Genomic DNA, 24138 nt, shown 5'->3' with positions numbered 1-24138 from the left:
CCACATATCCCCTTTACTATTTAATTACCCCTTTATTCCTGAATCAGTAACACCAGATAGGAACCATTTTTGTAGAATTAAAAATACGATTAAGAGCGGCACTGTTGCGATTGTACTTGCAACCATAATGTGTGACCAATCTCGTCCTAAAGAACTATTAATGAAATAATCAGCAATTCCATTCGTAATTAACTTTTGTGTATTATCTTTCAAAATAAGAGCTGGCCAGATGTAATTATTATAGTTACCAATAAATGTGACCAATCCTAATGTTACAAATGATGATCGTGTCATCGGAAAAATGATTTTCCAAAGAATTCGCCAATCACTCGCTCCATCAATTTTGGCTGCTTCTACTATTTCAAAACCAACTTTGTGGAACGTTTGTTTTAAATAGAAAATACCGAATACGCTAACAGCCATAGAAATCATGTATCCAAAATGTGAATCAAGTAGACCAAACTTCCCTAACATTACATATACAGGAACATACGATACAGCTCCAGGAATCATATAGGTTGCCATCACAACACTAAATGTAAGATTTTTACCTTTAAACTTATAAAATGCCAACATATAAGCAAACAGTGCAGATGAAACAAGCACATATATAGTAATGATGAAAGATGTATAAAAACTATTAAATAAATATGTGTTAAATGGTAGTATGTCTAATACTTGCAGATAATTTTCCCAGTGAAATTCTTTAGGCCAAAAACCTCCTTGTAATACTTCACTAGATGTTTTAAACGAGCCAAGTACCATCCATATGAACGGAAAAACAAATAGTATACTTGATAATGCTAAAAAGAGATGCTTTACGATTAATGGACCTTTTTTCATGTTATTCACCTTAATAGTTCACCCACTTATCACCTATTATTTTGTTAATAACAGATAGTAAAATTGTAATGATTAGTATGATAAATGCGATTGCTGTTGCAGATCCCATATCAAATTGTTCAAACCCTTGTTGGAAGAATAAATAAAGTAACGTACGCGTCGAACCACTAGGTCCACCTTGTGTTAAAATTTTTATTTGATCGTAAGCCTGCACTGAAGAAATTGTATTGACAACAACTAAAAAGAAAGTTGTTGATGAAACCATTGGCAATGTTACATATCTAAATTTCTGCCATGAATTTGCTCCGTCAATACTAGCTGCTTCATATAAACTATCTGGAACTTTTTCTAATGCGCCAATATAGAAGATCATCGTCCAACCAACTAATTTCCAAACTGTCACAATAATGACTGCTAACATCGCTGTTTGACTACTCTGAAGCCAATCCAAACCTGGTATCCCGAAAAAGTTTAGAACTTTATTAATAACTCCAAATTGAGGTTCATATAAAAGTGACCACACAATGGATACAGCTATTGTTGGCGTTACCCAAGGTGAAAAAATCATTAATTGGTACAATGCAGAACCTTTGAATTTATTTCGGAAGAATAATGCGAATCCTAAACCTAATGCAATCGTCGGAATGACTGTTCCAATTCCGAAATAAAACGTATTTAGCAATGCTTGCATAAAAGAATCTTGTGTAAATAAATTGAAATAGTTTTCTAAACCAACAAAATTAAAATCATTCGTCATAAAATCCCAATCAGTAAAACTAATACCTAAACTAATGAAATTCGGAATAATCCAAAACAATATTAGAGGTATTCCAACTGGTATTAAAAAGAACACAGCTTTTGATAGTTTTATTTGCATTCTTGCCACCTCCTAATTCATATTGTACGAGTATATTATTAACGCAATGTTGTTAATTTGTTAACTAATTGTAAAAACAACAAATTAACAAAATAAAACAACATATAAACAAAAAAGACTATTTCTTATCTACTAAGAAATAGTCTACTTTAAAATTTTATTTCTATACTATTATCACTTCAATCCCATTACTTTTTAACATATTTTTCCATTCTTCATCAAGCTTAGCATTTGTATATAATGCATCTATGTCACTAAAACTCCCGCTTTTATAAAACTTTGTCAAATTAAACTTTGATTCATCAGCCATCATTACAACTTGTTTTGCATTATTCTTTAACTGCTTAAATATTTGTGCATCTTCAATATACGAACATGTTAGTTCTTTTTCTAAAGAAATTCCGTCACACGAAGCAAATAACTTATTAACAGTGAAATGGTCAAGATAGTTTAACGTCATTTCTCCAGACAATGCTAATGAATTTGTATTCAATATTCCTCCAATGACTATTAACCTGCAATCAAAGGAATCATATTGTTCTTTAAGCTCAATAATTTTATTTACAGCTGGTATCGAGTTTGTTAAAATCGTCAAATTCTTTTTATCGTGTATGTAATCTAAAATTTGCATTGTGGTTGTCCCAATTTCAATTGCGATAATATCATTATCTTCTACGAGTTTACTTGCTTCCATTGCAATTTTTCGTTTTTCTTCAATATTCTCAGCTCGACGTTTATCAAAATGAAATTCTAGTGTTTGATCTTTTTTCTTAATTGCACCACCATGTATTTTCGTAAGTTGCCCTTCCTTGTGCAACATATCTAAATCTCTTCGTATCGTTTCTGTTGTAACATTTAATACCTTCGCTAAATCATTTACCATAACTCGGTTGTACTTTTCTAACTCATCTAGTATGTGTTTTCTTCGTTCAAATTGCGTGTACGATTTCATTTCATTAACACCTCTTCAAATTACGAAAAATATTGATTTTCTAAAAACTCTTATTATAAGAAAGACTTAATCGTTACTTTTAACATAACATCATTTACAGAAAGAAGGAACGATTATCTTTACTATATTTCGTCAAAGGAACAATGATATATACCACCTTGTTATATTCATCATACTTTTTTATTACAGGAAGTCGCCCTTTTTTATAAAGAGCAGTACTTTTTATTTTTATCTGAAATTCAAATTTGCTTAACAATAAAAACACGATTATAATAAATAAAAATTTATTGTTAAACGATAAATTTCATGTTAGATTAAATAGATAATTAATAAATGAGGTGCTTTATATGAAACAAGGATCAACACTCTTTTTAAAGACAGCTATTATTCTGATTGGAATCCCTGTTCTTGCTTTGTGTATATTTTTAGTTCCTAACATAGGGAATTATGCAGCGGAATTGTATCCCGATATTGCATATATAAAATATCTTATTTTAATCAATCTGTATGCAACGGTGCTACCTTTTTATTTTGCTCTGTATCAAGCTTTTAAACTTGTAAGCTTCATTGACAAGGGTAACCCCTTCTCGAAATTATCTGTTAGAGCTTTAAAAAAGATAAAAAACTGCGCAGTAACAATCAGTATTTTATATGTGGTAGGTATGCCACTCTTCTATCTTGTGGCGGAAAGAGATGATGCACCTGGTATTATTATACTTGGCATGCTCATGATCTTTTCTTCAATGGTTATCGCAGTCTTTGCTGCTGTTCTCCAAAGACTTTTAAAAGATGCGATAGATATAAAATCAGAAAATGATTTAACGGTCTGAGGTGAATAACATGGCAATTATCGTGAATATTGATGTAATGCTAGCGAAAAGAAAAATGAGTGTAACTGAACTTTCAGAGAAAGTTGGAATTACTATGGCTAACCTTTCTATATTAAAAAATGGAAAAGCAAAAGCAATTAGAATTTCAACTTTAGATGCTATTTGTAAAGCATTAGAATGCCAACCTGGGGATCTTTTAGAGTATAAACCTGAAATCTCTGATGTAGATCATGAATAAAAAGAGTACCCGCCATTAGGTACTCTTCAACAAATAAGTATGGCGCTCCAAGTTCCACCTCATATGATAACTCGTCCCACGAATTCATCATATGTTTGTCTTATTAGAATGTTCACTGGTTTAATGTGTAATTTCTATATAACAAAGAAAACATACTAAACTAAGAATAGTAGAAGTGAAGAAAAGATCGTGGGTGCTTTTGGATTCTGAATCCGTAAAAAAGCTGATCTTCTTCACTTACCTTATTTGAATCAGTTTTTAGCATGTTGGTCCTCGAGATCGTGTATAAGAAATGGGAATCGATAAGTGTAAGGTGAAGACTTCAACTATACGTCAGGAGAAAGTTTATGAGACACATAATTGCATTTGATATCAATAACAAGCAATTGAATGCGTATGCCGATATTGCTATACGTAGCTTTCAATCAGGTAAAACTTTTTTAAAGATAAAATTAATAAACGTGGAAATAAACATTTACGAAAACTACTTTTCCTGATTATCCAAAACATGATTAACTAACGACGTTACGGGCGAAATCACATTATAGAGTACTACGATAAATTAAAAACGCAACCATATAACAAATGTCATATAGTTGCGTCCATTGCGTGTGTAAATAAGTTACTAAAGCTTCTCTTTCATCTTATTACACACGATATACACTATGATTATCGGTTAAAGGCCTAACATCATAGTTTCATTCATCATATCTCCCCCTAGTAAAAAAACGAATCCATATTAGGGGTATTTAGTATGCGTTATACGTAGATACATGTGCGATATAGATTTTTGCCCAATCCATCAAAAATCTATAAATACAGGTTGACTAATCGTAAGAAAAGCACCTGTTATAGATGTTATTGCATTTAATCTTTCTTCTCTTTTACCACTAAAGAGAATACATTGTCCAAATTAATCATACGGTCTCCAAATCTGAAGAATCTAGCCTCTCTTGCTTGTATAGAGTTCTCTATAGCAGTAACGGTTACTGTCTTTTTATACTCAACTTCAAATTCGTGTTGTTTACCATCGATTGCTTCTAAGCTTATTATAAATTTTTTAATTTTCTCCACCTCCCACTATCTATCTATTCGACAAAAAAACATCATCATCCTTTTATCTAAATAAGCAAAAGCCATCACCGTAAGGTGACAGCTCAAAATGGGATGGGAGAAATATTATCGAAAGGGGGTTTCGAAATAAATCAATTTAAGGTCACTGTTATTCTAGATACGCTCAATCTTCTCCAAACCACCACATCAATAGTATGTCTACACGCGCCCTGTATCGGTGACTGGGAAAAGAGCAAGAATCTTTAATTCAGACTTCCACTGCCTAATCAGGTTTCTTTCTCTTGTCTTCTCTTTTATACTCCATGGAGTTTGCACTCAATTGTGCGAAGAGCAAGTCCCAAAACACTTCGGCTACTTAATGTTATTTTCACCTATCTTTTACAAAACGTTTAAAGGATTTATATCAAGATGCGTATATTTCTTCTGGCACCTTGTTTGAACCAATACAAAAGACTGAGGGGAAGGTTCAGCTGTATTGGCTCAAACAATTCGCTTCATCAGCATACCTGCATAAGATATCATGTATTCTTTTACAATAAGAGTCTTAATCCAAAGAATACCTTTTGAAAAGTGCGCTTTTAGGTTTGAAAGAATAAAAATCTGAATCCCGTATATACTGTGAATACGCCAATCTGTAACAATTGATTTTTCCTCCAAAACGGAGCAGTTAGCTTTTGCTATCTGCTCTTTTGTATTGATTTAATAATAAAATTTTGTTCTTATTTCTTTTTCACACCATATACTTCTAACCTAGACGTTTCGCTCATAGAGTTACCTCCTATCTTAAAGAGCACCGTGAGTAAGTGCTCTTTTTTAGTTTCCCCTTTTCTAAAAAATGAAATTTCCATACCGTTTCTCGAAAAAAAAATTTAAATATCCAAACTTCTAAACATTACGTATAAATAGTATGTTAGTATTAATACGAAGATATTTACCAACTAATTTTTATGTCCTAGTCTTATACCATACTAGGGCATATTTATTTTTAAGAATTTAATACTCTCTTCTTTTAAAATAACGTTTTTTTCAAATGATGACCCTATTTATTTGGACACATTTACCAGTATTTTTACCAAAAAATTCATGATATTGTTAATTAGTCGAGTACGTCATTACTTGACGATTACCCTTAGGAGCCCCGCAGACATACGGGGTTTCTTTTATTTAAATAAGGATTTTGTTTTAAATGTCTTCCCCTTCAACATCCCAGCTACCCACAATCAATTTACCAACTTAAATTGATTCCTTTTATTCTTAAGCTTTGTTTTCTTTCATAAAAAAAAAAGCTTGTCTCTTTACTCCAAGTAAGCTGTTAATAAACGCTTGTCTCAATCTTTTATATATTTTTTTCATATCTTATATCATGTAAATTAATAACTGCCCCTGTAAAGTAGGTGAAATATTTGAGTAGATATAAAAAAGAACCACATATACCTTTTCAATGTTTAATCCCATTACCTGAAAGTGGACCAACTGGAAATACTGGTCTTGAATCGGCATTTAGGGCCATTAAAACTACTGATCAGTCCATATCCGCAAATGCCCTTTCGATAATTACATTTGAAACCATAGAATTTGATTTAAATAACGAATATGATAGGACGTCAACTTTCTCACCACAACAAGATGGTGTATATTTAATTATTGCTGCTGTAACTTTTGAACCAACAGATATATCAGTAAATTATGTAACTCAAGCATTAATATCCGTTAATAATAGTTTTATAGCTGGTAGCGATAATTTTATGGGTGGAAATTCTGGTTTTCTAAATGCTGTAAACCCCTCTACTATCGTCCAATTGCAAGCAGGAGATGTAGTCAGAATCTCTGCTAGTAGCAGTGTAGCTGGTCAATTCCTTGCCGTTTTATCTCATTTTGAAGCGACTAGATTACCATCTCCAGCATCAAATCCTAGTTCTCCAATTACTATTTCATCCTCAAAAATAAATAAACAAACTTTTGATAAAAAACTCTAGATTTATATGTGAACATTATTACCTTAATAAAATATTGTGAGTATAGATACCAAACTAAGATTGGTATCTTCTAAAACACATCTTGTTTCTCACTGAGAACCTCAAAGTAATTCACACATATAATCACATAAGAAAACGCTGTTGTTAATTCATGATTTATATGGCAAATAGAAGATATAAAAGGTTCTTATTAGGTTGAATGAATTTCTGATTCTGCACATACGTTTCCCTTGAAAGAATTAATCCACTATAGTTTTTTGATAAGACATAGAATAAAAGCTCTCTATCAATAACCACTTTAAAAAATTCGGAGTAATGCGACAAAGACTACTCCGCTATTACATTGTTACATATTATGTATTATTAAATTCGCCCTCTCCCTCGGCGATTCCTTTTCCAAATAATAATCCTCAGCCTTCCAATACCTATTTTGAAACTTTGAAAGGTTCCTCTGCGTTTCTACACTTTCACGTAAAAACCTTGTTTGTCTTGAACAATCCAAATACACCATATAATGAAAGAACTCTCTCCATTCTATTCGCTGAAGAAAGGCTCCTTCAACAACAATTACACCTACTAAAGGAATCTGTATTTCTTTCAGTTCACATGAGTTTGTTTCATCATGATAGAAAGGTAATTCTAATTTAATTTCGGTTTGTAACTTTTGAAAAAGGTTTCGCTGCAACCAATCGATATCCCATTGAAGGTTGTAGTACTCATACCACTCTGCAAATCCAGTATGATATCGCTTATTACGCTCGGTAATGTGATCATCAATATGAAAAATATGAAACGGGATTCCACTTTCCTTCATATCTTCTTCCAACTCTTTAACTAATGTTGTTTTACCCGAACGACTTAGGCCATCTATACCTAAAATAAATCGCTCATCTTTATGTTCTTTAATCACTTTCATTATTTCACTTGTGCTCATTACTTTTGCCAATCTTCTTTTAATAATGAATAAACGACCGTGTCATGAGCAACATCATTTTGAATCATATATTTTCGAAGTAATCCTTCTTCTTGAAACCCTGCTTTTTTTAATAAATTACGAGAAGCTTCATTTTCTATATATACGACAGCTGCAATTCTTATTAAGTGCAACGTTTCAAACCCGTAAGCTAGCATTTCCTGCAGTGCTTCTGTTGCGTATCCTTGTCCCCAATATGTATCATCTAGCTCATAACCAATTTCAGCTCGTTTATGATGATTGTTAATTAAATGAAATCCACACGTACCAATTAATTGATCCGTACCTTTCTTCTCTATTCCCCAGCGAAATACACTTCCTTCTTCATTGCGCTTTCTAAATGTTTGAATTGTCGTTTTCGCTTGCTCAATATTTTCAAAAGAATCCATTCCGAAATAACGAATAACGGATTCTTTTGAAAAATAATGGAACATTGTTTCTGCATCTAATAGTGTAAGTTCTCTTAATAGTAATCGTTCTGTTTCTAATTTTGGAAACTCCATCCTCTTTTTCTCCTTTTATTCTAATGAACTACAAATTTCAATATAATTACCGTCTGGATCGGCAATGTAAGCTATTGTTTGTCCCCACGGTTTTACGATTGGCTCAACTAAAACTTTAATACCTTGTCCTCTGAATTGCTCAATCGTTTCTTGTACATTATCAACAACAAATCCTAATTCGAAATGAGAAGACTGTAACTCACCTTCTGTAAGCGGTAGTCCTGTTAATTCTTTCACGTCTTGTCGCGTATTCATCGCTAAAATTGTAGATCCAGTATTAAACTCAATATATGTACCATGCTCTGCTTTTATAGGTAACTGTAAAATATCTTTATAAAATCTTAAGCATTCTTCAAACTTTTCTACATATAAAATAATGTACTTCATTTTTAAATTCATTTTACATCCCCCTTTGTATCTATCCCTAAAATTTCGACAAAAGTCTCAAAAAACCTTGTTCCGCCTAAAAATGAGCACAAAAAAATGAGGCCGATTTCTCGGCCTCCCAGCTTATTGGCATAAAACAGGAGATTTGGTTTGGACATAACCAGTTCTTACATTTATTATATTTTATTTTTTCTGAATTTTAAACACATTAAACACCTATTTATATTGAGAAAGTTTTTTTACTTGCATAAAATCATACCGTTTAAGAAATGCTACAAATGGAGGTGTATACATATGGAACCAATGCTATGTCCAAGCTGTAAAACGAACCGCACTCGCTTTAATATTCTTGAGCAACAAGTAAAACCAGTAAAATTAAATCCGCAAACTGGTCAAGTAGAAGAAGAATACACGAATGAAACGATGAACGCTTTTCATATGGCTTATCAAGGACCTACATACCGCGTCCAATGTGCCGTATGCGGGCTTGTTGAAAATCCAGAACAATTTATTAAACCGGCTCAAAATCAGTCTTTCTCTTAAACATCTTTATTACCCTCTACCAATTTTCTATAGGGGGTTTTTTCTGTTTTACGTAAGCAAGATGCACAATTGCTGTTTAATCAAAGGTTCCTAATTCATCTACATGTCTACTATTCGTACACCGTCATATATATTTCTGTTCTACATAAAAATAGCGGCCCAATAGAATCAAAGAACAGCTAAACCTTGCGACCCAAAATAAGGCACATTGGATGAAGCAACAACCTGCAACCTTACTAGACTACCATCACTTTGAATATTAAATGCTGACACTGTCCCCTGATTTCCATTAAGTGTGTAAAAATACCTTCCATCTTTACTCACTCCAACATCCATCGGAAGACCTGGTGCTGTACCCGGCGGTGTACTAGTAATATGCCTTACTACCGACAGTGCTCCATTCGGGGCGATTTGGTAGGTGGATATGGTGCCACTTAAAGTGTTCGTAGTGTAGGCAAAACGTTCATCCTTCGTTGTTATAACCCAACAAGCAGTTTTATATCCATTTTGTACAGAGCCACTGATTACATGAAGAGTACCGTCATTGCTCAATGAATAAGATGACAACGCATTTGAAACTGCTTCTGTAACTAAGAGAATTCCGGACGATAGAAAGTAAGCACCTAATGGGCCTTTACCGTAAGAATCATTAACAATTGGTCCTGTAACCGTACCATCTTTATTTACATGGAAGACACTGAGATGGTTTGATGTAAGCTCGGAGACAACGATTTTACTACCATCCGGGGTGAAGAGAACTTGTGCGGGCTGAGCATTAAAGGTACTGAGAGCATGAGTGGATCCTGGAATAGGTGTAAGGTTTCCCTTATCATCTATGTGGAATCCAGTAATATTTGATGCAAAATTGTTTGCAGCATTACCTACATTGGAGACATAAAGAAGATTATCATGCACACCAATGCTATTGGGCTGAGCACCTCCTGATGGCTTTACATCCACGAAAACCGGCACCCCGTTATCTGCTATGATAAAACTGCTGATACTATGACTGCCTGCGTTAACTGCAAATAGGAAACGACCATCACGAGACAAAGTGAGAGAACCTTGTGATGCTAGAGGATCTATACCATCGTTTGCCGTTTCTGTAGAAACTTCCTTTATACCAGTACCTCTTCCGTAAGTTCGGTAAGAACCCACAAAAGTGAGCATTCCATTCGTATCCATATGAAAAGCAACAATGTGATTCATTACTTCATTATTAGTCATCATGTATACCATACTCGCACGAGCACGAAAATAATTGTTCATTCTCTGCATTTTATGACTCTCCTCCCTTCATAATTTTATATGGTTTTTTTTCCATTTACATTCGCAAGAAAATATAAATTGGTTTAACAACAAATGCTACTCACCTTGTAATTTCTTTAAGTGAAAACCTTAATAACTTCCATGATGTTATTAACATCAGTTTAAAATTAAAAATGGTACTCAACAATCAGGTCCGATTATTGAACATCATGGCTGGTATTTTTAAAACTACTTTATTGCTACTTAGCAGCTTCATCGTCATTTATGAATTTGTTAGGTATTATTATTTGTACTTCTCTCATAGTTCTACACCTTAAATATATTGTTCTTATTGTGTAAAAAAGAGTGAACAAAATGAATGTAAGAATAAATAAAAGAAGATGATCCCTAGTCCCACCAGAATCATCTTCTTTAAAAATCCGCTCTTTATTATAATATTTCGCTTTTCAATTTCTTAATTTTCCAAGAAAGCCTTATAAAGAGATACATATACATACAACCAACAAACCCCAGCATAACTTTCGCCCAAATTGGCACTCTTGATTCTGTTGAACTTAAAAATACGTTATACATTGAGGGTAATATAGTTATTGAAAAAAATGCAAAAAATTGTAGTAATTCCTTCATTTTTTGTACCTTCGTTTCCTTTTCTGAATAAATATCAGGCAATTCATTTTCCTCTTCTACTTCTTTACAAAAATAATTCCATTTTGCAAAACTCGTTACATGTTTCCACCCACACATTTCATATATATCAATATATTCTTTTTGTTTTTCTTTTGAATCTTTATAATCCAATCTGAAATCCGCTTTATATACTACATCTTTCGGCTTAGTTTTCTTAAACGTATACATTATATTATATTTTTGTAATGCCCAGCCTTGTTGGTGCATATTCCGTAAAAAAGCTTCTTCTTTTTCTAAGCTCCATACCGCGAAAGGTTTGAATATCTTCTTTGTCTCCATCTTCCATTCACTCCCCTAATATACTGTTTCCATTCCTTACAGATCTCTGCAGTCTGTTATACTCTAGCTCTAACACTTCTCTCCCAAACAGTGTTAACTCGTAGCACTTCTTTCTGTCTGTAGAGGCTACTTCAACAATTAACTTTTCTTTCAATAACTTCGTCGTATTTCCGTATAAAGTACCAGGACCGAGCTTTACTTCCCCATTTGTCATCTCTTCTACCATTTGCATAATTCCATAACCATGCATTGGCTTTACAAGTGACAACAATATGTAATATGTCGCCTCAGTTAATGGAATGTATTTTTGCGCTTTCCCATTCATTATAACTACCTCCGATACATCGCCTTATGATATATCGACTCACGATACATCGTATATCGATATTTTATAATTATATTCCAAAATATGCAAGTGTAATATTAAAATTAAATATCCATCTCTTTGAATTGAAAAATCATACCAATTTTCTGAATAATTTGTTAAAATATAGAAATATCAGCTCTTTTATTATGAAAGGAATGTTACATATGATTCAGAAATTAAAAGAAAATATAGGGTCTGTGTTTGTTGGTAAGGAAAATGTTATTGATCTACTACTCGTTTCATTGCTTGCTGAAGGCCATGTACTGCTTGAAGACGTACCTGGTACTGGAAAAACGTTACTTGCGAAAACAATTTCAAAAAGTATTGGTGGTAGTTTTTCTCGTGTTCAATTTACACCCGATGTACTTCCGAGCGATGTGACAGGTATTGAATATTTCAATCCAAAAACGAGTGAATTCGAGTTAAGACTTGGACCAGTTATGACAAATATACTACTTGCAGATGAAATTAACCGTGCGATGCCTAGAACACAGTCTAGTTTATTAGAAGCGATGGAAGAACGACAAGTAACTCTTGAAAAGCAGTCTACTCCTCTTCCGAAACCGTTCTTTGTTATTGCGACGCAAAACCCGATTGAATCACAAGGAACTTTCCCTCTTCCAGATGCACAGCTTGACCGTTTTTTAATGACGATTTCCATTGGTTATCCGGCTCCTGAAGATGAGCTACAAATGATGCGCCGTTTTCGTAACAATGCACCACTAGAAAGCGTCACATCTGTTATTTCTTTAGAAGACATTTTAGAAGCACAGAAACAAGTGAAAGAAGTATTCGTATCAGAGGCGCTAGAACACTACATTATTAAACTTGCTCACGCTACAAGAAATCATGATTACATTGCTAACGGTGTAAGCCCGCGTGCCACATTAGCTTTAGTACGTGCAGTTCAAGCACTAGCCTTTTTACGCGGCAAGGAATATTGCACACCTGAAGATATTCAATTTTTAGTTCCTTCCATTTGGAATCATCGTATCGTCTTGTCAATGGAAGGAGCTTTACGTACAACAAAAAATGAATTAATGCAAAGGATTTTAAAAGAAGTTGACGTACCCGTGGAGATTGAGCAAGCATGAATGGACAGCGCGTTGTAACTGTACCTTTATTTTTTCAAATCCACATTATCCAACTAACTGTACCGGTCGCTTTACTATTTACGTTCTTTTTCCCACAACGATTTCTTATGTTTCTCTTTTTCTTCTACTATTTATTTGCGATTTTCATTTATAAATATGTCGCCTACATAGAGAAAAGATTTCAAGTTATAAATGAAAAACAAACAACTCGGCTTTTCCCTGATGAATCCGGACAGTTTTTTATTCATTTAAAAAATGGGGCAAATATACCACTCGTTAATGGTGTTTGTTATTTTCATTTAAATTCGTCCCTTATACCGCATAAAGATCAAGGGATTGAACAAATATCAAAAACGTTATTTTCTTTCCCATTTTCACAACCTGCTCATTCAGCGCAAAAATGGGATTTAACATTAACCGCAACGAAGCGTGGTGTATTCCAAATTGAACAGTTCGAATGTGTTTTAAAAGACCCTTTTCATTTATTAACTGTACATTTACCTGTTTTCGATAAGTTAAAGACTGAAATTATTGTATACCCTACTCCTAAAAACGTAGCCGGTTTGCAAGAACTTCAGCAACTATTAAACGGTTCTTATCGAACGAATTTCTCTTTTTACAATGATGAAACATCTATTATCGGTGTAAAAAGATATGAACGTGAGTCTTTCCGCTCTATCCATTGGAAAGCATCTGCTAAAATGCAGGAATTACAAGCAAAGCAATATGAACCTGTAAAAAATTATAGTTGGACGATTTGTCTTTCTTTAGCTGCTGATCGTGGGTTTGGTTGGAAAGAGAATGTAGAAGACCTTATTTCTTTTACCACATACATTTGCCAATACGCAACGAAGCATCAAATTCCGTTTGAGTTATTTATTAGTGTTTTAGCAGAAGGTGGCCCTTTGCTTTTACCTTTAAACGAAGGACAAACACATTACGGGAAGGCTTTAGAGGAATTGACACGTATTTCAGATGATAGTACGCTACTTCCGAAACAAGGATTTCTTCACTATGTAACGAGAAAAAGGGAACGCTCGTCTACAATGATATACATTGGTTTGCAGAAGAATGAGCTTCCTCTTCTAACGCAACCTACATTTCTCATTAATAATGAAGGGATGGTGGAATCAGTTGAAAACTTGGCTCTATCACGTTAATGACTTTATTCTGCTGCTCCTCCTTTCGTTATTAACGGAAAGAAATGAAATAGTTGGTATTGCTATATTTTTAGCGACCGGTTATGTAGGAGTACTTCTTATTAATAAATTCATGAAGAAAAAAACAACAGGATTTGTAATACTGTTAGTTGCTCAAATAGTCGGTTGTTCTTTAATCCTACCGTTTTCTCTTTTTGGCACAATTATGTTACCTCTTTTCTTCTTTATCGTACACGCGGTCGGACCTGGATATCCAGTTCAAAAATCGTTAGGCGGCATTGTATGGTTTGTCGTTTCAGCTATATTTTATGCACCATTTCCTCCATTATGGAAATTGTTACTATTAGCTTTGCATATTATGATTACATTTTGGCTAACTGGGGCAAATCGCAAACAACAACTATTACGTTTCACTTCTATCATTACGATTGGTGTAATTAGTATATTACTTATTCAAGTGTTTCCTTTCATACGGCTTATTTTTGCTTTTATCACGGAAGTAATCGCATTAGGGATCGGCTATGCTATAAATCCATTACTAATAGCAGCTGAAATGAAAGATACAGAAGGAGTTTGGGCAAATAAAGGACATCTCTTAAAACCACGGATTGAAGACGGGAAAAAACTTCCTGATTTTGATCCAATACTCATAAATAGCATTACAATATTGGTCTGTACAGCCATCGCTATTTACGTCGTTTGGAAAATAGTAAAAAAACGAAAACATTTAAGTTTACCAAATATGCCTGTCTTTGAATCTACAATCATTACTGATAAAGAAGGAATTAGCCAAAAACGGTTCAAACGAAATAAACCACCAAATAACGAAATTCGAAAAGAAATTTTCAAACTTGAGAGTAAGCTATCCCCTCCTTTAAACCGAGAACGAGGAGAAACTGTTGAGGCTTGGCTAGAAAGAGTAAATCATGAAGAAGAGGTAAATATTCAGAGTCATATTATTATAGATGCTTATAATGCAGTACGTTATTCAAATAGTGAAAACACTGTACTTTTGCATGAATTTAAGGAAGAGGTTCATAAGCTTTATGCTTATCAGAAGAGTTTGAAGAAGAAGAAGAGATAATGATGTATACAAAAAGACTCCTATTAAACTAGGAGTCTTTTTGTAAAAGTCCACGTTGCTTTTCAAAATTTATGCTTTTTTCCCTGCTTCAATTTCTAAAGATTCTTCATGCCACCAAAGTGTTTCTTCAGGGTCTTCTTTAGCGATTAGATGTGCTTCTTTCTTCGATTCTACGGTAGGATAAGATCCTTTTAATGCACGTCCTGATGTTGTAACAAACAGTACACTAAATACAACTAATCCAATTACACTTACACCTGTTAAATAAAATGCTGGTGCGAGCGGGTTACCAGTAGCATGAACTAAGTATGAACATACAAGCGGCGTTGTACCACCGAATATAGATACAGAAATATTAAAGGAGATAGAAAGTGCACGATAACGTACATCGGTGAAAAAGAGTGCTGGTAATAACGAAGGCAATGTTCCTTCATAAACACTAAGGAAGAAACCTAAGACGAAAATACCCGCAAACATGGCTACAATATGTCCGTTACCAATTAATAAAAATGCTGGAATTGAACATAATGCTAAACCAAGTAAACCAATTTGTACTACGCGTTTATTACCTACTTTATCACTTAATTTACCGAAATAAAGTGCCAGTGGAATCATAAGTGCCATCGTAATTGAAATAATTAATAAGCCAGTTGTTTCTTTGACTTTTAGTACTTGTGTTAGATAAGAAGGAATATACGAAAGGATCATATAGTTTGTAATGTTAAAGAAGGCAACAATTACTGTGCTTAATAAGAAGTCTTTTTTGTGATATTTTAATATATCCATAAATGAAAATTGTTCGTTGTCTTCAGATTCCTCTTGTGCTTTTTCCATCTCTTGAAAGATTGGAGATTCATCTAAATGACGTCGTAAATATAAACCGACCAAACCAATTGGTGCAGCAATTAAGAAAGGAATACGCCATCCCCAGCTGAGCATTTGCTCATCTGTTAATAATAACGTCAAAATGGTAACAATTACCGAGGCAGCAATGTAACCTGAGAGTGTCCCAATTTCAAGACCACTACCGAGTATACCACGCTTTTTATCTGGAGAAGATTCTGCGATATAAACCATTGCTCCTGAATATTCGCCGCCTGTAGAGAAGCCTTGAATCATTCGCGCAATTAAAAGTAGTATTGGTGCCCATACACCAATTTGTTCATAGGTTGGTAGTAATGCGATGAATAATGTAGATAGTGCCATTAAAATAATAGTTGTACTTAAAACAATCTTTCGGCCATACTTATCTCCTATTCTACCAAAGAAAATACCTCCAATTGGTCGAACGAGAAAGGCCGCCGCAAATGTACCAAATGTTAGTACAAGTTGCAAACCACTATTATCCACACCTGAGAAGAATAATTGACTTAAAATTACCGCTAAATACGCGTATAATCCAAAGTCGAACCACTCCATTGCATTCCCAATGCCAGTAGCAACAACTGCTTTCCTAGCTTGTTTAGGATTGACAATATTAACGTCTTGAGGTTCAAAATTCAAATCATTATTTTGTTGCATATAGTAAAACAGCCCCTTATTTAATTTAACTTCTTTAAGCACACCTTCTCTTACTAGAATAAATTCAATACGAAGCACTTAAGGAAAAGCAACGTCTCCTTATCTGTTATTATTGTTTCACATAATTAAATATTTGTCCAATGAGATGCTTTCTAGGTTAAGGAAATAAGTATTTAAAAAGCTGAAAAAGACACTATATTAGTGCCTTTTTCAGCTTTTTATTTATTATTTTTTTCAGAGCATGAGAGAGCATTTTCCTCTCCTATTCTCCTTTTGTTTGAATTTAAAACAAGTCACTTTTCAGCTTCAAATCATCACAAATAATTTCATCGTAGTAGAAATAAAATATTTATTTTTAAACACTAGCTGTAGCTGCCAAGCTATGAATACAAGAAATTAACTCATTAACGAATGTATCAATCTCTTCTTTCGTAATAATATATGGCGGAAGTAAACGAATGATATTTCCTTGTGTTACATCAACTAACATTCCTTTATTCATTAGCTCTACCTGTAATTTCTTCACATTTTCATTTGTATCGTTCACGCTAATACCGAACATCATCCCAGCATGACGTACTTCCTTAATATAATATGAATTTTCTTTCTGAATTTCTTGTAGTTTGCCATTTAAATATAATGACGTTTCATAAGCTTCTTGCATTAAACCATCATCAATTAATGTTTTTAATACCGTTAAACCTAAAGCCGTTCCCATTGATGAATGAGCAAACGTTGTTCCGTGATCTCCTGGTGAAAATACATTACATAACTTTTCACCTACAATGATTCCTCCTAGCGGTATCCCGCCTCCTGCTCCTTTACCAATTTGAATAATATCCGGTGTAATATTGAAATTTTGATAAGCAAATAGTTTCCCAGTTCTGCCCATACCACTTTGTACTTCATCAACAATTAGAATTACATTATATTTATCACATAGATATTGAACACCATGTAAATATTCACTTGATAAAGGATAGATCCCCCCACTTCCTAAAACAGGTTCTAGCATAATTGCAATAGGCTTTTCATTTATTATTGTTCCTTCTAATTGCTCTAAATTTTCACGCTCTACTTCATAGACAGGAATTGATGTTTTAGGGAAATTTTGATATACATTTTCCTGCCTTGTAAAATGAAGTGCTCCTAACGTACGCCCGTGGAAACTATTTTTCAGCACAACGACTCCGTCACGTTCTTCATTCGTAATAGATCTATATTTATCAATTAATTTTAAAGTTGTTTCTGTCGCTTCCGTACCAGAATTTGCAAAAAATACTTTTCCATTTTTTAAAGAGTAATCAACTAATTTCTTTGCATACTCAATCGCTACTGGATTTAAAAAATGAAAAGGAAGATGCAATGACTTCGTAACTTGCTCCATTGTCGTTTGCACAATTTTAGGATGATTGTATCCTAATACATTTACTCCTACACCAGAAAATAAATCTAAATACTCTTTTCCATCCACATCATACAGTTTACAACCTTCTCCTCTTTCTATCGCAACCTTCGTACGACAATACGTAGGCATCATATATTCTTTATCTAATTGAGACCAATCCGACATAATAAATTCCTCCTGGCTATTTTTCCGTTTTTCATGTTCATTATCTATAAATTCATTTACAAATTAATTTTTAAGATTGAAATTTTAATAGTGGTTTTCTTCCACCTCTTAAATAAAACGTGTTATTTCTCTTCCCGATATTCATTTTTCCATAATTTCTTCTATTTCAACAGGTCCACTACATGTGCGTTTTTTTCATCTAGCGGTATGTTACCAATTTGAACTTTGTATGTAATACATAATCAAGGCTATAGAATCATATTTAGTAACAATCGACGAAAAAAATTTGGAGGCTAAATCGATGAATGAAAAATATGATAAACAGAGGCAATCTTTATTAGGAGAAGACTTTAATCAAAATCGAGAACGTAATGAACCAGCTAAACTTCACTCTCAAACAGTTGGTTCACGTGGACCTGTTTTAAAGCAAGATAGTGTACTGCACGAGGCGTTACAAGAATTTATTCATGAAAAAATTTTAGAAAGACCTGTTCATGTAAAGGGTTACGGTGCATTCGGTTATTTTCAAACGATATATCCGATGTCAGAACATACTAAACTAAGTTTTTTACAAAATTCTAATGAGAAGGTTCCTGTTATGGTACGATTTTCATTTGCTGTTAGTACGAAAGGAACACCTGATACTTCTAGAAATGTACGTGGTTTTGCTACGAAATTTTATACAAATGATGGCGTTTTCGATCTTTTATGTAATCACATTCCTGTCTTTTCTGTTCGTGATCCGATGCGTTTCCCTGAAACTATTAAAGCACTCTTGCCTTCACCTAAAAATAACTTAATAGACCCTGATAGATTTTGGAGTTTTGTCGCTAGAGCACCCGAATCCATTCATTTTGTTGTCCATTTATACTCTGATGCTGGTACGGCAAAAAGTTTTCGCTACATCCCAGGGCATAGTGTAAATACGTACGTTTGGAGAAATGCTGAAGGTAATCGAAAGTATATAAAGTATCATTGGTATCCATTTGAAGGTGTACAATACATTACTAGTGAGGAAGCAACTAAACTAGCTGCGGAAAACCCTGATTATAGTGGGAAAGATTTATACGATGCAATTGAGGCTGGTAAACCAGTGGAATATGGATTATATGTCCAGCTCATGGATCCGAAAGATGAAGTACATCTTTCTTATGATCCTTTAGATGATACAAAAGTATGGGATGAAAAGGCTTATCCTCTAATACCAGTTGGTAAAATGGTATTAAATAAAAATCCTGAAAATTATATGGAGCAAGTAGAAAAAGTGTCCTTCTCTCCTTCTAATTTACTGGATGGAGCAGAATTGTCTGATGATAAAATGCTACAGGGCCGTACTAATATTTATAGCGATTCTCAAAGACGAAGAATTGGACCAGAATTTCGTAAATTAGCAATTAACCAACAGCAAGATTGGACACCTGCTAATCAAATTACAAGCGGTGACGGAAGATACGTTGAAGGAAAACTTGAAAGAACTTCTATAACTAAGCAAGACGACTTTGGGCAGGCTGGTGAATTTTATGAAAAGTTAACACAAATAGAGAAAGAACACCTTGCTGAAAATTTAGCTAGTGATTTGAAAGTTATATCCAGTGATATTAGAAAAATAGTTATGGGGTATTTTCATAAAGTGTCAGCTGATTTGGTGAAGAGGATTGAGAGTGCGATGCAATAGCTTTAAGAATATAAAAAACGTCATTTTTAATGTTTAAAATGACGTTTTTTTATGGCGAACTTATTTGTGATTTCTATGATAACTTCAAGCTATCATGTGAAGATATTGTGTATGTCGGAATTACCGGTGCAGGTGTATCTCCTCGATTTGCATATTGAATAAATTGGGACCCACCAAAAGCGACTGTTCCAATAAATACAATGCCGATTAAAAACATTTTGACTTTTTTTATCATTTTAATGCCCCTTTTTCCATTGATTTTTTTTGTGACACTGTACTTTGATAAAAATATTCACTAGCTTTTCGATAATTATTTTCCTCATGAAATTTCACTGCAAGTTTTTCAGTATATTCATAAACAGCATCTACTAGATTATTCTGTTCAAAATATTTAATACCTTCTATTACGACCTTCTCTAGTTCAATTGTATTTGATAATTTATTCATTTGTTCAAGAATTAAAAATCTATGAAGATATTCTTTATTATCAATTTCCTTACTTACATTTATTCCACGATTAATAAGCTCTTCTGCACGCAAAGTTTCTCCCAACTTAAAGTATGCTTCAGCCTCTGAAAAAAGTGCACGTACATGATTTGCTATTTTACTGTTTACTTCTGACAAATGACGAATTGCAGATGGTAATAGATTTTGATTTTCATATAACCAACCTATATTGCTTCGAACACGTAGTAATAATTCTTCTTGAGATTCTCTTCGTAAAATATCAATAGCAGCATCAAAACTTTCTTCTGCTAAATTATATTGCCTTAAATCTATACACGATAACCCGTAAACGTTTTTACACAACGCAACAAGTACATTATATTCTTTATGTTTTAAAAATATATCTTTAGCCTCAGTTACTTTCTCAATCGCAAGTAGAGGTTGATAAGTTTGATACAAGTGAGTCGCTTGTCTATACATAAACTCAGCTTTCTCTAATTCATTTAAATCACTCGTTATGAATTCTTCAGCTTGTTCAAAATGTATTTTCGCATCATTATAGTCACTTAATATCGTTCTATGTATTCCCTTAAAGAAGTGATAATAAAATTGAATAGAATTAGATGCAGGTAAATTCATTGAATCGATATGATCAAATGAGCGCTTATTAATTGAAAGCCCCTCTGTAAGCACTTGATATCTAAAATTAAATAATTCCAAATAAAATTTTTGATCCAAATTTAGTTCATTCTCATTAATTCTTTTATTTATTTCTGTTTTTATTTGTGACGCTTCGTTTGTGTTACATCTTATAATATGTTCATACCATACCTTTAATAAACTATTAATTTCCTCATTTGTATTTGTAATCAAATTCTTCCTCCTCTTTCTTGTATGATATCTATATTTTATCTCAATCTACTAATAAGCTACTTATATAAGAATCGATAAATATAATTCAGAAAATTCGATTAATTTAAATTTGAAATTCTGTTCAAAATAAAGATAAGAAGCCATATTTACAAAAACAATATGGTTTCTTATCTTTTATCATTTATTAATAACAACTCTTCCCTTCAAGATTATTATTACATCATTTTATATTATGGTACTCATTCCTCTTTTTCAGATAATCCTTTTCACATTGTAACGGTTTGTATTCCACTATTTTCCCTGGCTTCTTTTTCGCTTCGCTAACAATCCATTCCCCTTTTTCAAGTTCAAGATGTTTTATTACATTTGTATCGTCTATTTCTTTATAAAGTAAAAATGCTTCAAGCGGCTTTACAAACAACCTAGGCTCTCCTCTATATCCACCACTTTCAAAAGCTTTAGTTAACGAATTATAATAAGTATCATCAACTCGACCGCCATACATGAAGTGTGCAGCTTCTAGATCTCTTTTATCAACTTCCCAAAAGCTATTTTCATCAAGTTTTAAATTAAACGTGGATTTAATGTCCTTCATTATATTCTTCACATACTTTTCATCTCGAACTTTTCTTTCTTCGAGATAATCCGAAGATAACCTTGGTGCATCTGATTGGGAATGTACAACGTGTTGAATAGATACACATAAAACAAATACGCTTAAAATATACAATAGTTTTTTCATATTTAAGTATCACCTCAAATAATTTAGATACTATATTATTTGAGGCTAAGGATATTCTTATGCTAGGAATGAGAAAAGTCCTATAAAAAGGCTATTTATAGGACTTTCCCTTTTAATATTCGTTTATCAGTTTCATCGGTGAAGCAAGTACCTTACTACTTTTCACATCATATAATCCTATAGGTGTTACCCGTATAAAAGGCAAGTGCGTGGCAGAAAAGAATAAAATCGTAAATGCTGGATCGTTATAGGTGTATCCTCGCTCTTGTAGTAATTCCACCATTTTTTTCTCTTTATGTATTAATTCGCTCATTTTTAAATCGGACATAATCCCGAGCAACGGTAATGCAATTTCGTGTAACACTTCATTTCTTTCCGCTATTACCATACCGCCACCTAGCTCTTTTACTCTATGAAAAGCTGTAAGCATATCTTCTTTCCTTTTTCCAATAAGAATGATGTCACCTGTACCGGAATAAGAGCTAGCAAGACCACCTAATTCTTTCGCAAAACCTTTCACAACTGTATTCAATCGCCAAGTACCATCACGAGCAATCATCATAAGGAAACACTCATCATGGTCAAGTGAAAGTTCATCACAGTTTAATTCGATTTCACTAACATATGGCTTTGTTATGACGTCGTTTAATAATTTTATACCCTTTGCATCATTGAAAATCATATCTTCTTTCTGCAAACACCAGTCTAATTGTAAAGGTGCTACTTGGAATTTATCCCACTCTATACTTACTGATTTATTTTTATTTATTCCGTCACGCTTCATCCATTTCCCCTTTGCAATTACACTAATCAGCACCGGGTTTTCTTTACTTTCCAAAATATTAATATTAGCGATTCTACCTGTGGCAATCGCACCATGTAAATGCTCCATATTATAATAACGAGCAATGTTATAACTCGCCATATTATAGGCATCTATAACCGGTATCCCTTGCTTAATCGCTATTTCTATCAATCTATTTGTCATTCCGTTTTCATAAAATGACGGATGTGAACCATCTGTTGTGAAAATGAATCTATCAAATTGTTTAACACCTAGTTCTAGCAATTCTTTTACTAAACTTTCTAAATCTGGACGGATAGAAGAATTTCTAAGAGAAACGGTGTAACCTTGCATAAGGCGTGTTAATGCTTCCTGCCCTGTCATCGCCTCATGATCACAATCCGTACCTAATAACTTTAACTTCGCTAACGTTGTTTCAGACGCACCTGGAAAATGACCTTCTACTTTCTTCTGTAACCGCTTTGTTTCCTGTACCCAATTTAACATTTCATCATCGCCATGTAATAGTTTTGGCCATGCTGTTAACTCCCCTCCTTGAAGAACATCTTCATGGTTAAGCCATTCCATTATTTCTTCACTATTAAACAATGATTGGCCATTTTGCAACTCAGTTTGTCCATCGAAACGGCACCACCAATACATGCTTGCCGGAATCTTTTTAAATTCATCTAATAAACGAAATGCTTCTTCACGTTGTAATGTGAAAAATAAAGTTAAATTATCATTAATAAAAGTTGTTGTCCCAAATTGCATTGCATGATTTGCTAAAGTCTCTGGATTATATAATTGATATGGATGTGCATGCGGTTCTATGTAACTAGGAACTACATACTTCCCTTCGCAATCAATAACTTCACAATGAGTAAATTGCTCTGGCAGTTTTTCTCCTACGTATACAATGCGGTCATCATAAACCCAAATATTTGCTTGCATCCACTCACGCATATATGAATTTAAATATGTCGCATTCTTTAATAAAATGTGTGGACTTCTCGTGCCATCTAGTACTTCAACATGTTCTCGTAATTGTTTATTACTCCATTTAAAATGATTTTGTGCCAATGTATTCAACTCCAAATCAATTCATAATTATTTTGGTTAAAACGAGAAATAATTAACCAACTAAAGTATATTCTATTCATAACTCCCCTTTGTAAGTCCCCTATACTCTTCATTATATGGAATGATTGAAAAAATAACAATTTTCAGAATTAAACACACACTCCTTTGATCCAAAATAAAAAGAATGCCATGCAATAATCTGTACCCTTTGTAAAGGACATTTTGAAAAAAGTTAGGCAACATCAAGAAGATGATTTCTGTATCCAACAGGAGTCATCTTTTTTAAATTCCATTGATATCTATA

General features: G+C 33.4%; 25 protein-coding genes and 1 pseudogene. 9 read left to right on the top strand and 17 right to left on the bottom strand.

Annotation, left to right across the window (positions count from 1 at the left end; genetic code table 11):
* Positions 1-24 precede the first annotated feature (24 nt).
* The 3 genes from MR071_RS03235 to MR071_RS03225 all read right to left on the bottom strand — a co-directional run bounded on the left by MR071_RS03235 (position 25) and on the right by MR071_RS03225 (position 2672).
* Complete coding sequence (locus tag MR071_RS03235) at positions 25-843, bottom strand: carbohydrate ABC transporter permease (RefSeq protein WP_242234876.1); 819 nt, start codon at positions 841-843, stop codon at positions 25-27.
* A gap of 10 nt (positions 844-853) precedes the next feature.
* Complete coding sequence (locus MR071_RS03230; protein WP_070143670.1) at positions 854-1720, bottom strand: carbohydrate ABC transporter permease; 867 nt, start codon at positions 1718-1720, stop codon at positions 854-856.
* Positions 1721-1883: 163 nt separating this feature from the next.
* Complete coding sequence (locus MR071_RS03225) at positions 1884-2672, bottom strand: DeoR/GlpR family DNA-binding transcription regulator (protein WP_242234874.1); 789 nt, start codon at positions 2670-2672, stop codon at positions 1884-1886.
* 347 nt (positions 2673-3019) lie between these two features.
* On the opposite strand from MR071_RS03225, the gene MR071_RS03220 reads away from it, so the two are divergent.
* From MR071_RS03220 to MR071_RS03210, 3 genes and pseudogenes are all read left to right on the top strand, one after another.
* Positions 3020-3502 carry a DUF2975 domain-containing protein gene (locus MR071_RS03220; protein ID WP_242234872.1) on the top strand — a complete coding sequence of 161 codons (483 nt, stop codon included), beginning with the start codon at positions 3020-3022 and terminating at the stop codon, positions 3500-3502.
* Between the two features lie 10 nt (positions 3503-3512).
* Positions 3513-3740: a helix-turn-helix domain-containing protein gene (locus MR071_RS03215; RefSeq protein WP_105585086.1), complete on the top strand. Its 228-nt coding sequence runs from the start codon at positions 3513-3515 to the stop codon at positions 3738-3740.
* A 374-nt stretch (positions 3741-4114) separates the two neighbouring features.
* Positions 4115-4428 (top strand): annotated as a pseudogene (locus MR071_RS03210) (transposase); the annotation flags it as partial.
* Between the two features lie 179 nt (positions 4429-4607).
* On the opposite strand, the gene MR071_RS03205 reads toward MR071_RS03210, so the two are convergent.
* Positions 4608-4805 (bottom strand): hypothetical protein, encoded by a 198-nt coding sequence (locus MR071_RS03205; RefSeq protein ID WP_033716458.1) that lies wholly within the window; start codon positions 4803-4805, stop codon positions 4608-4610.
* Between the two features lie 1412 nt (positions 4806-6217).
* On the opposite strand from MR071_RS03205, the gene MR071_RS03200 reads away from it, so the two are divergent.
* Positions 6218-6790 carry a hypothetical protein gene (locus MR071_RS03200; protein WP_002142288.1) on the top strand — a complete coding sequence of 191 codons (573 nt, stop codon included), beginning with the start codon at positions 6218-6220 and terminating at the stop codon, positions 6788-6790.
* Between the two features lie 346 nt (positions 6791-7136).
* Here MR071_RS03200 and MR071_RS03195 read toward each other — a convergent pair whose 3' ends face one another.
* The 3 genes from MR071_RS03195 to MR071_RS03185 are packed head-to-tail and all read right to left on the bottom strand — an operon-like array spanning position 7137 to position 8665.
* Positions 7137-7724, bottom strand: a complete 588-nt coding sequence (locus MR071_RS03195; protein ID WP_242234870.1) for a kinase — start codon at positions 7722-7724, stop codon at positions 7137-7139.
* Positions 7724-8266, bottom strand: coding sequence for a GNAT family N-acetyltransferase (locus tag MR071_RS03190; protein WP_105585091.1), 543 nt, complete (start codon positions 8264-8266; stop codon positions 7724-7726). The genes MR071_RS03195 and MR071_RS03190 overlap by 1 nt, the downstream gene beginning before the upstream one ends.
* Before the next feature lie 15 nt (positions 8267-8281).
* Complete coding sequence (locus MR071_RS03185) at positions 8282-8665, bottom strand: VOC family protein (RefSeq protein ID WP_105585144.1); 384 nt, start codon at positions 8663-8665, stop codon at positions 8282-8284.
* A 282-nt stretch (positions 8666-8947) separates the two neighbouring features.
* Here MR071_RS03185 and MR071_RS03180 point away from each other — a divergent pair, with 282 nt between their 5' ends.
* Positions 8948-9196, top strand: coding sequence for a hypothetical protein (locus MR071_RS03180; protein WP_000433610.1), 249 nt, complete (start codon positions 8948-8950; stop codon positions 9194-9196).
* A 168-nt stretch (positions 9197-9364) separates the two neighbouring features.
* Here the strand turns inward: MR071_RS03180 and MR071_RS03175 are convergent, their stop codons facing one another.
* The 3 genes from MR071_RS03175 to MR071_RS03165 all read right to left on the bottom strand — a co-directional run bounded on the left by MR071_RS03175 (position 9365) and on the right by MR071_RS03165 (position 11756).
* A complete protein-coding gene (locus tag MR071_RS03175) occupies positions 9365-10474 on the bottom strand; it encodes a lactonase family protein (RefSeq protein ID WP_242234867.1) in 1110 nt (369 codons plus the stop codon).
* Between the two features lie 420 nt (positions 10475-10894).
* Positions 10895-11431 (bottom strand): DUF2812 domain-containing protein, encoded by a 537-nt coding sequence (locus tag MR071_RS03170; RefSeq protein WP_242234865.1) that lies wholly within the window; start codon positions 11429-11431, stop codon positions 10895-10897.
* 7 nt (positions 11432-11438) lie between these two features.
* Positions 11439-11756: a PadR family transcriptional regulator gene (locus MR071_RS03165; protein ID WP_242234863.1), complete on the bottom strand. Its 318-nt coding sequence runs from the start codon at positions 11754-11756 to the stop codon at positions 11439-11441.
* A gap of 206 nt (positions 11757-11962) precedes the next feature.
* Here MR071_RS03165 and MR071_RS03160 point away from each other — a divergent pair, with 206 nt between their 5' ends.
* From MR071_RS03160 to MR071_RS03150, 3 genes are read left to right on the top strand one after another with little or no spacing between them, the layout of a single operon-like run.
* Positions 11963-12892, top strand: a complete 930-nt coding sequence (locus MR071_RS03160) for an AAA family ATPase (RefSeq protein WP_242234861.1) — start codon at positions 11963-11965, stop codon at positions 12890-12892.
* Positions 12889-14052 carry a DUF58 domain-containing protein gene (locus MR071_RS03155; RefSeq protein WP_242234848.1) on the top strand — a complete coding sequence of 388 codons (1164 nt, stop codon included), beginning with the start codon at positions 12889-12891 and terminating at the stop codon, positions 14050-14052. Before MR071_RS03160 ends, MR071_RS03155 begins: the two co-directional genes overlap by 4 nt.
* Positions 14027-15136 carry a DUF4018 domain-containing protein gene (locus MR071_RS03150; protein WP_242234847.1) on the top strand — a complete coding sequence of 370 codons (1110 nt, stop codon included), beginning with the start codon at positions 14027-14029 and terminating at the stop codon, positions 15134-15136. The genes MR071_RS03155 and MR071_RS03150 overlap by 26 nt, the downstream gene beginning before the upstream one ends.
* Before the next feature lie 69 nt (positions 15137-15205).
* On the opposite strand, the gene MR071_RS03145 is transcribed toward MR071_RS03150, so the two are convergent.
* Both MR071_RS03145 and MR071_RS03140 read right to left on the bottom strand, forming a co-directional pair.
* Positions 15206-16657, bottom strand: coding sequence for an MFS transporter (locus tag MR071_RS03145; RefSeq protein WP_242234845.1), 1452 nt, complete (start codon positions 16655-16657; stop codon positions 15206-15208).
* Between the two features lie 355 nt (positions 16658-17012).
* Positions 17013-18230 carry an aspartate aminotransferase family protein gene (locus MR071_RS03140; RefSeq protein ID WP_242234842.1) on the bottom strand — a complete coding sequence of 406 codons (1218 nt, stop codon included), beginning with the start codon at positions 18228-18230 and terminating at the stop codon, positions 17013-17015.
* Positions 18231-18531: 301 nt separating this feature from the next.
* On the opposite strand from MR071_RS03140, the gene MR071_RS03135 reads away from it, so the two are divergent.
* Entirely contained in the window at positions 18532-19905 is a 1374-nt protein-coding gene (locus MR071_RS03135; protein WP_242234840.1) for a catalase, read from the top strand.
* A gap of 73 nt (positions 19906-19978) precedes the next feature.
* Here MR071_RS03135 and MR071_RS03130 read toward each other — a convergent pair whose 3' ends face one another.
* From MR071_RS03130 to MR071_RS25735, 5 genes are all read right to left on the bottom strand, one after another.
* Positions 19979-20140, bottom strand: a complete 162-nt coding sequence (locus MR071_RS03130; protein WP_242234838.1) for a hypothetical protein — start codon at positions 20138-20140, stop codon at positions 19979-19981.
* Positions 20137-21222, bottom strand: coding sequence for a response regulator aspartate phosphatase (locus MR071_RS03125; protein ID WP_242235184.1), 1086 nt, complete (start codon positions 21220-21222; stop codon positions 20137-20139). The genes MR071_RS03130 and MR071_RS03125 overlap by 4 nt, the downstream gene beginning before the upstream one ends.
* 223 nt (positions 21223-21445) lie before the next feature.
* On the bottom strand, positions 21446-21967 hold the full coding sequence (locus tag MR071_RS03120; protein ID WP_242234836.1) for a hypothetical protein: 522 nt from the start codon (positions 21965-21967) through the stop codon (positions 21446-21448).
* A gap of 112 nt (positions 21968-22079) precedes the next feature.
* Positions 22080-23834, bottom strand: coding sequence for an adenine deaminase (locus tag MR071_RS03115; protein WP_242234834.1), 1755 nt, complete (start codon positions 23832-23834; stop codon positions 22080-22082).
* A gap of 232 nt (positions 23835-24066) precedes the next feature.
* A partial coding sequence (locus tag MR071_RS25735; protein ID WP_325782561.1) for an IS3 family transposase occupies positions 24067-24138 on the bottom strand: 72 nt, incomplete at its 5' end.

It is taken from the genome of Bacillus cereus group sp. BfR-BA-01316 (assembly GCF_022664195.1).
Lineage (GTDB): Bacteria > Bacillota > Bacilli > Bacillales > Bacillaceae_G > Bacillus_A.
The sequence above is the reverse complement of the archived record's forward strand: the minus strand, read 5'-3'. Positions and strand labels throughout refer to the sequence as shown.

Coding starts and splice junctions, on each gene's coding strand:
- MR071_RS03145 (WP_242234845.1), bottom strand. CDS start 16,657: ATGCAACAAAATAATGATTTGAATTTTGAACCTCAAGACGTTAATATT.
- MR071_RS03135 (WP_242234840.1), top strand. CDS start 18,532: ATGAATGAAAAATATGATAAACAGAGGCAATCTTTATTAGGAGAAGAC.
- MR071_RS03160 (WP_242234861.1), top strand. CDS start 11,963: ATGATTCAGAAATTAAAAGAAAATATAGGGTCTGTGTTTGTTGGTAAG.
- MR071_RS03180 (WP_000433610.1), top strand. CDS start 8,948: ATGGAACCAATGCTATGTCCAAGCTGTAAAACGAACCGCACTCGCTTT.
- MR071_RS03130 (WP_242234838.1), bottom strand. CDS start 20,140: ATGATAAAAAAAGTCAAAATGTTTTTAATCGGCATTGTATTTATTGGA.
- MR071_RS03230 (WP_070143670.1), bottom strand. CDS start 1,720: ATGCAAATAAAACTATCAAAAGCTGTGTTCTTTTTAATACCAGTTGGA.
- MR071_RS03120 (WP_242234836.1), bottom strand. CDS start 21,967: ATGAAAAAACTATTGTATATTTTAAGCGTATTTGTTTTATGTGTATCT.
- MR071_RS03140 (WP_242234842.1), bottom strand. CDS start 18,230: ATGTCGGATTGGTCTCAATTAGATAAAGAATATATGATGCCTACGTAT.
- MR071_RS03220 (WP_242234872.1), top strand. CDS start 3,020: ATGAAACAAGGATCAACACTCTTTTTAAAGACAGCTATTATTCTGATT.
- MR071_RS03165 (WP_242234863.1), bottom strand. CDS start 11,756: ATGAATGGGAAAGCGCAAAAATACATTCCATTAACTGAGGCGACATAT.
- MR071_RS03225 (WP_242234874.1), bottom strand. CDS start 2,672: ATGAAATCGTACACGCAATTTGAACGAAGAAAACACATACTAGATGAG.
- MR071_RS03170 (WP_242234865.1), bottom strand. CDS start 11,431: ATGGAGACAAAGAAGATATTCAAACCTTTCGCGGTATGGAGCTTAGAA.
- MR071_RS03195 (WP_242234870.1), bottom strand. CDS start 7,724: ATGAGCACAAGTGAAATAATGAAAGTGATTAAAGAACATAAAGATGAG.
- MR071_RS03190 (WP_105585091.1), bottom strand. CDS start 8,266: ATGGAGTTTCCAAAATTAGAAACAGAACGATTACTATTAAGAGAACTT.
- MR071_RS03155 (WP_242234848.1), top strand. CDS start 12,889: ATGAATGGACAGCGCGTTGTAACTGTACCTTTATTTTTTCAAATCCAC.
- MR071_RS03235 (WP_242234876.1), bottom strand. CDS start 843: ATGAAAAAAGGTCCATTAATCGTAAAGCATCTCTTTTTAGCATTATCA.
- MR071_RS03185 (WP_105585144.1), bottom strand. CDS start 8,665: ATGAATTTAAAAATGAAGTACATTATTTTATATGTAGAAAAGTTTGAA.
- MR071_RS03175 (WP_242234867.1), bottom strand. CDS start 10,474: ATGCAGAGAATGAACAATTATTTTCGTGCTCGTGCGAGTATGGTATAC.
- MR071_RS03215 (WP_105585086.1), top strand. CDS start 3,513: ATGGCAATTATCGTGAATATTGATGTAATGCTAGCGAAAAGAAAAATG.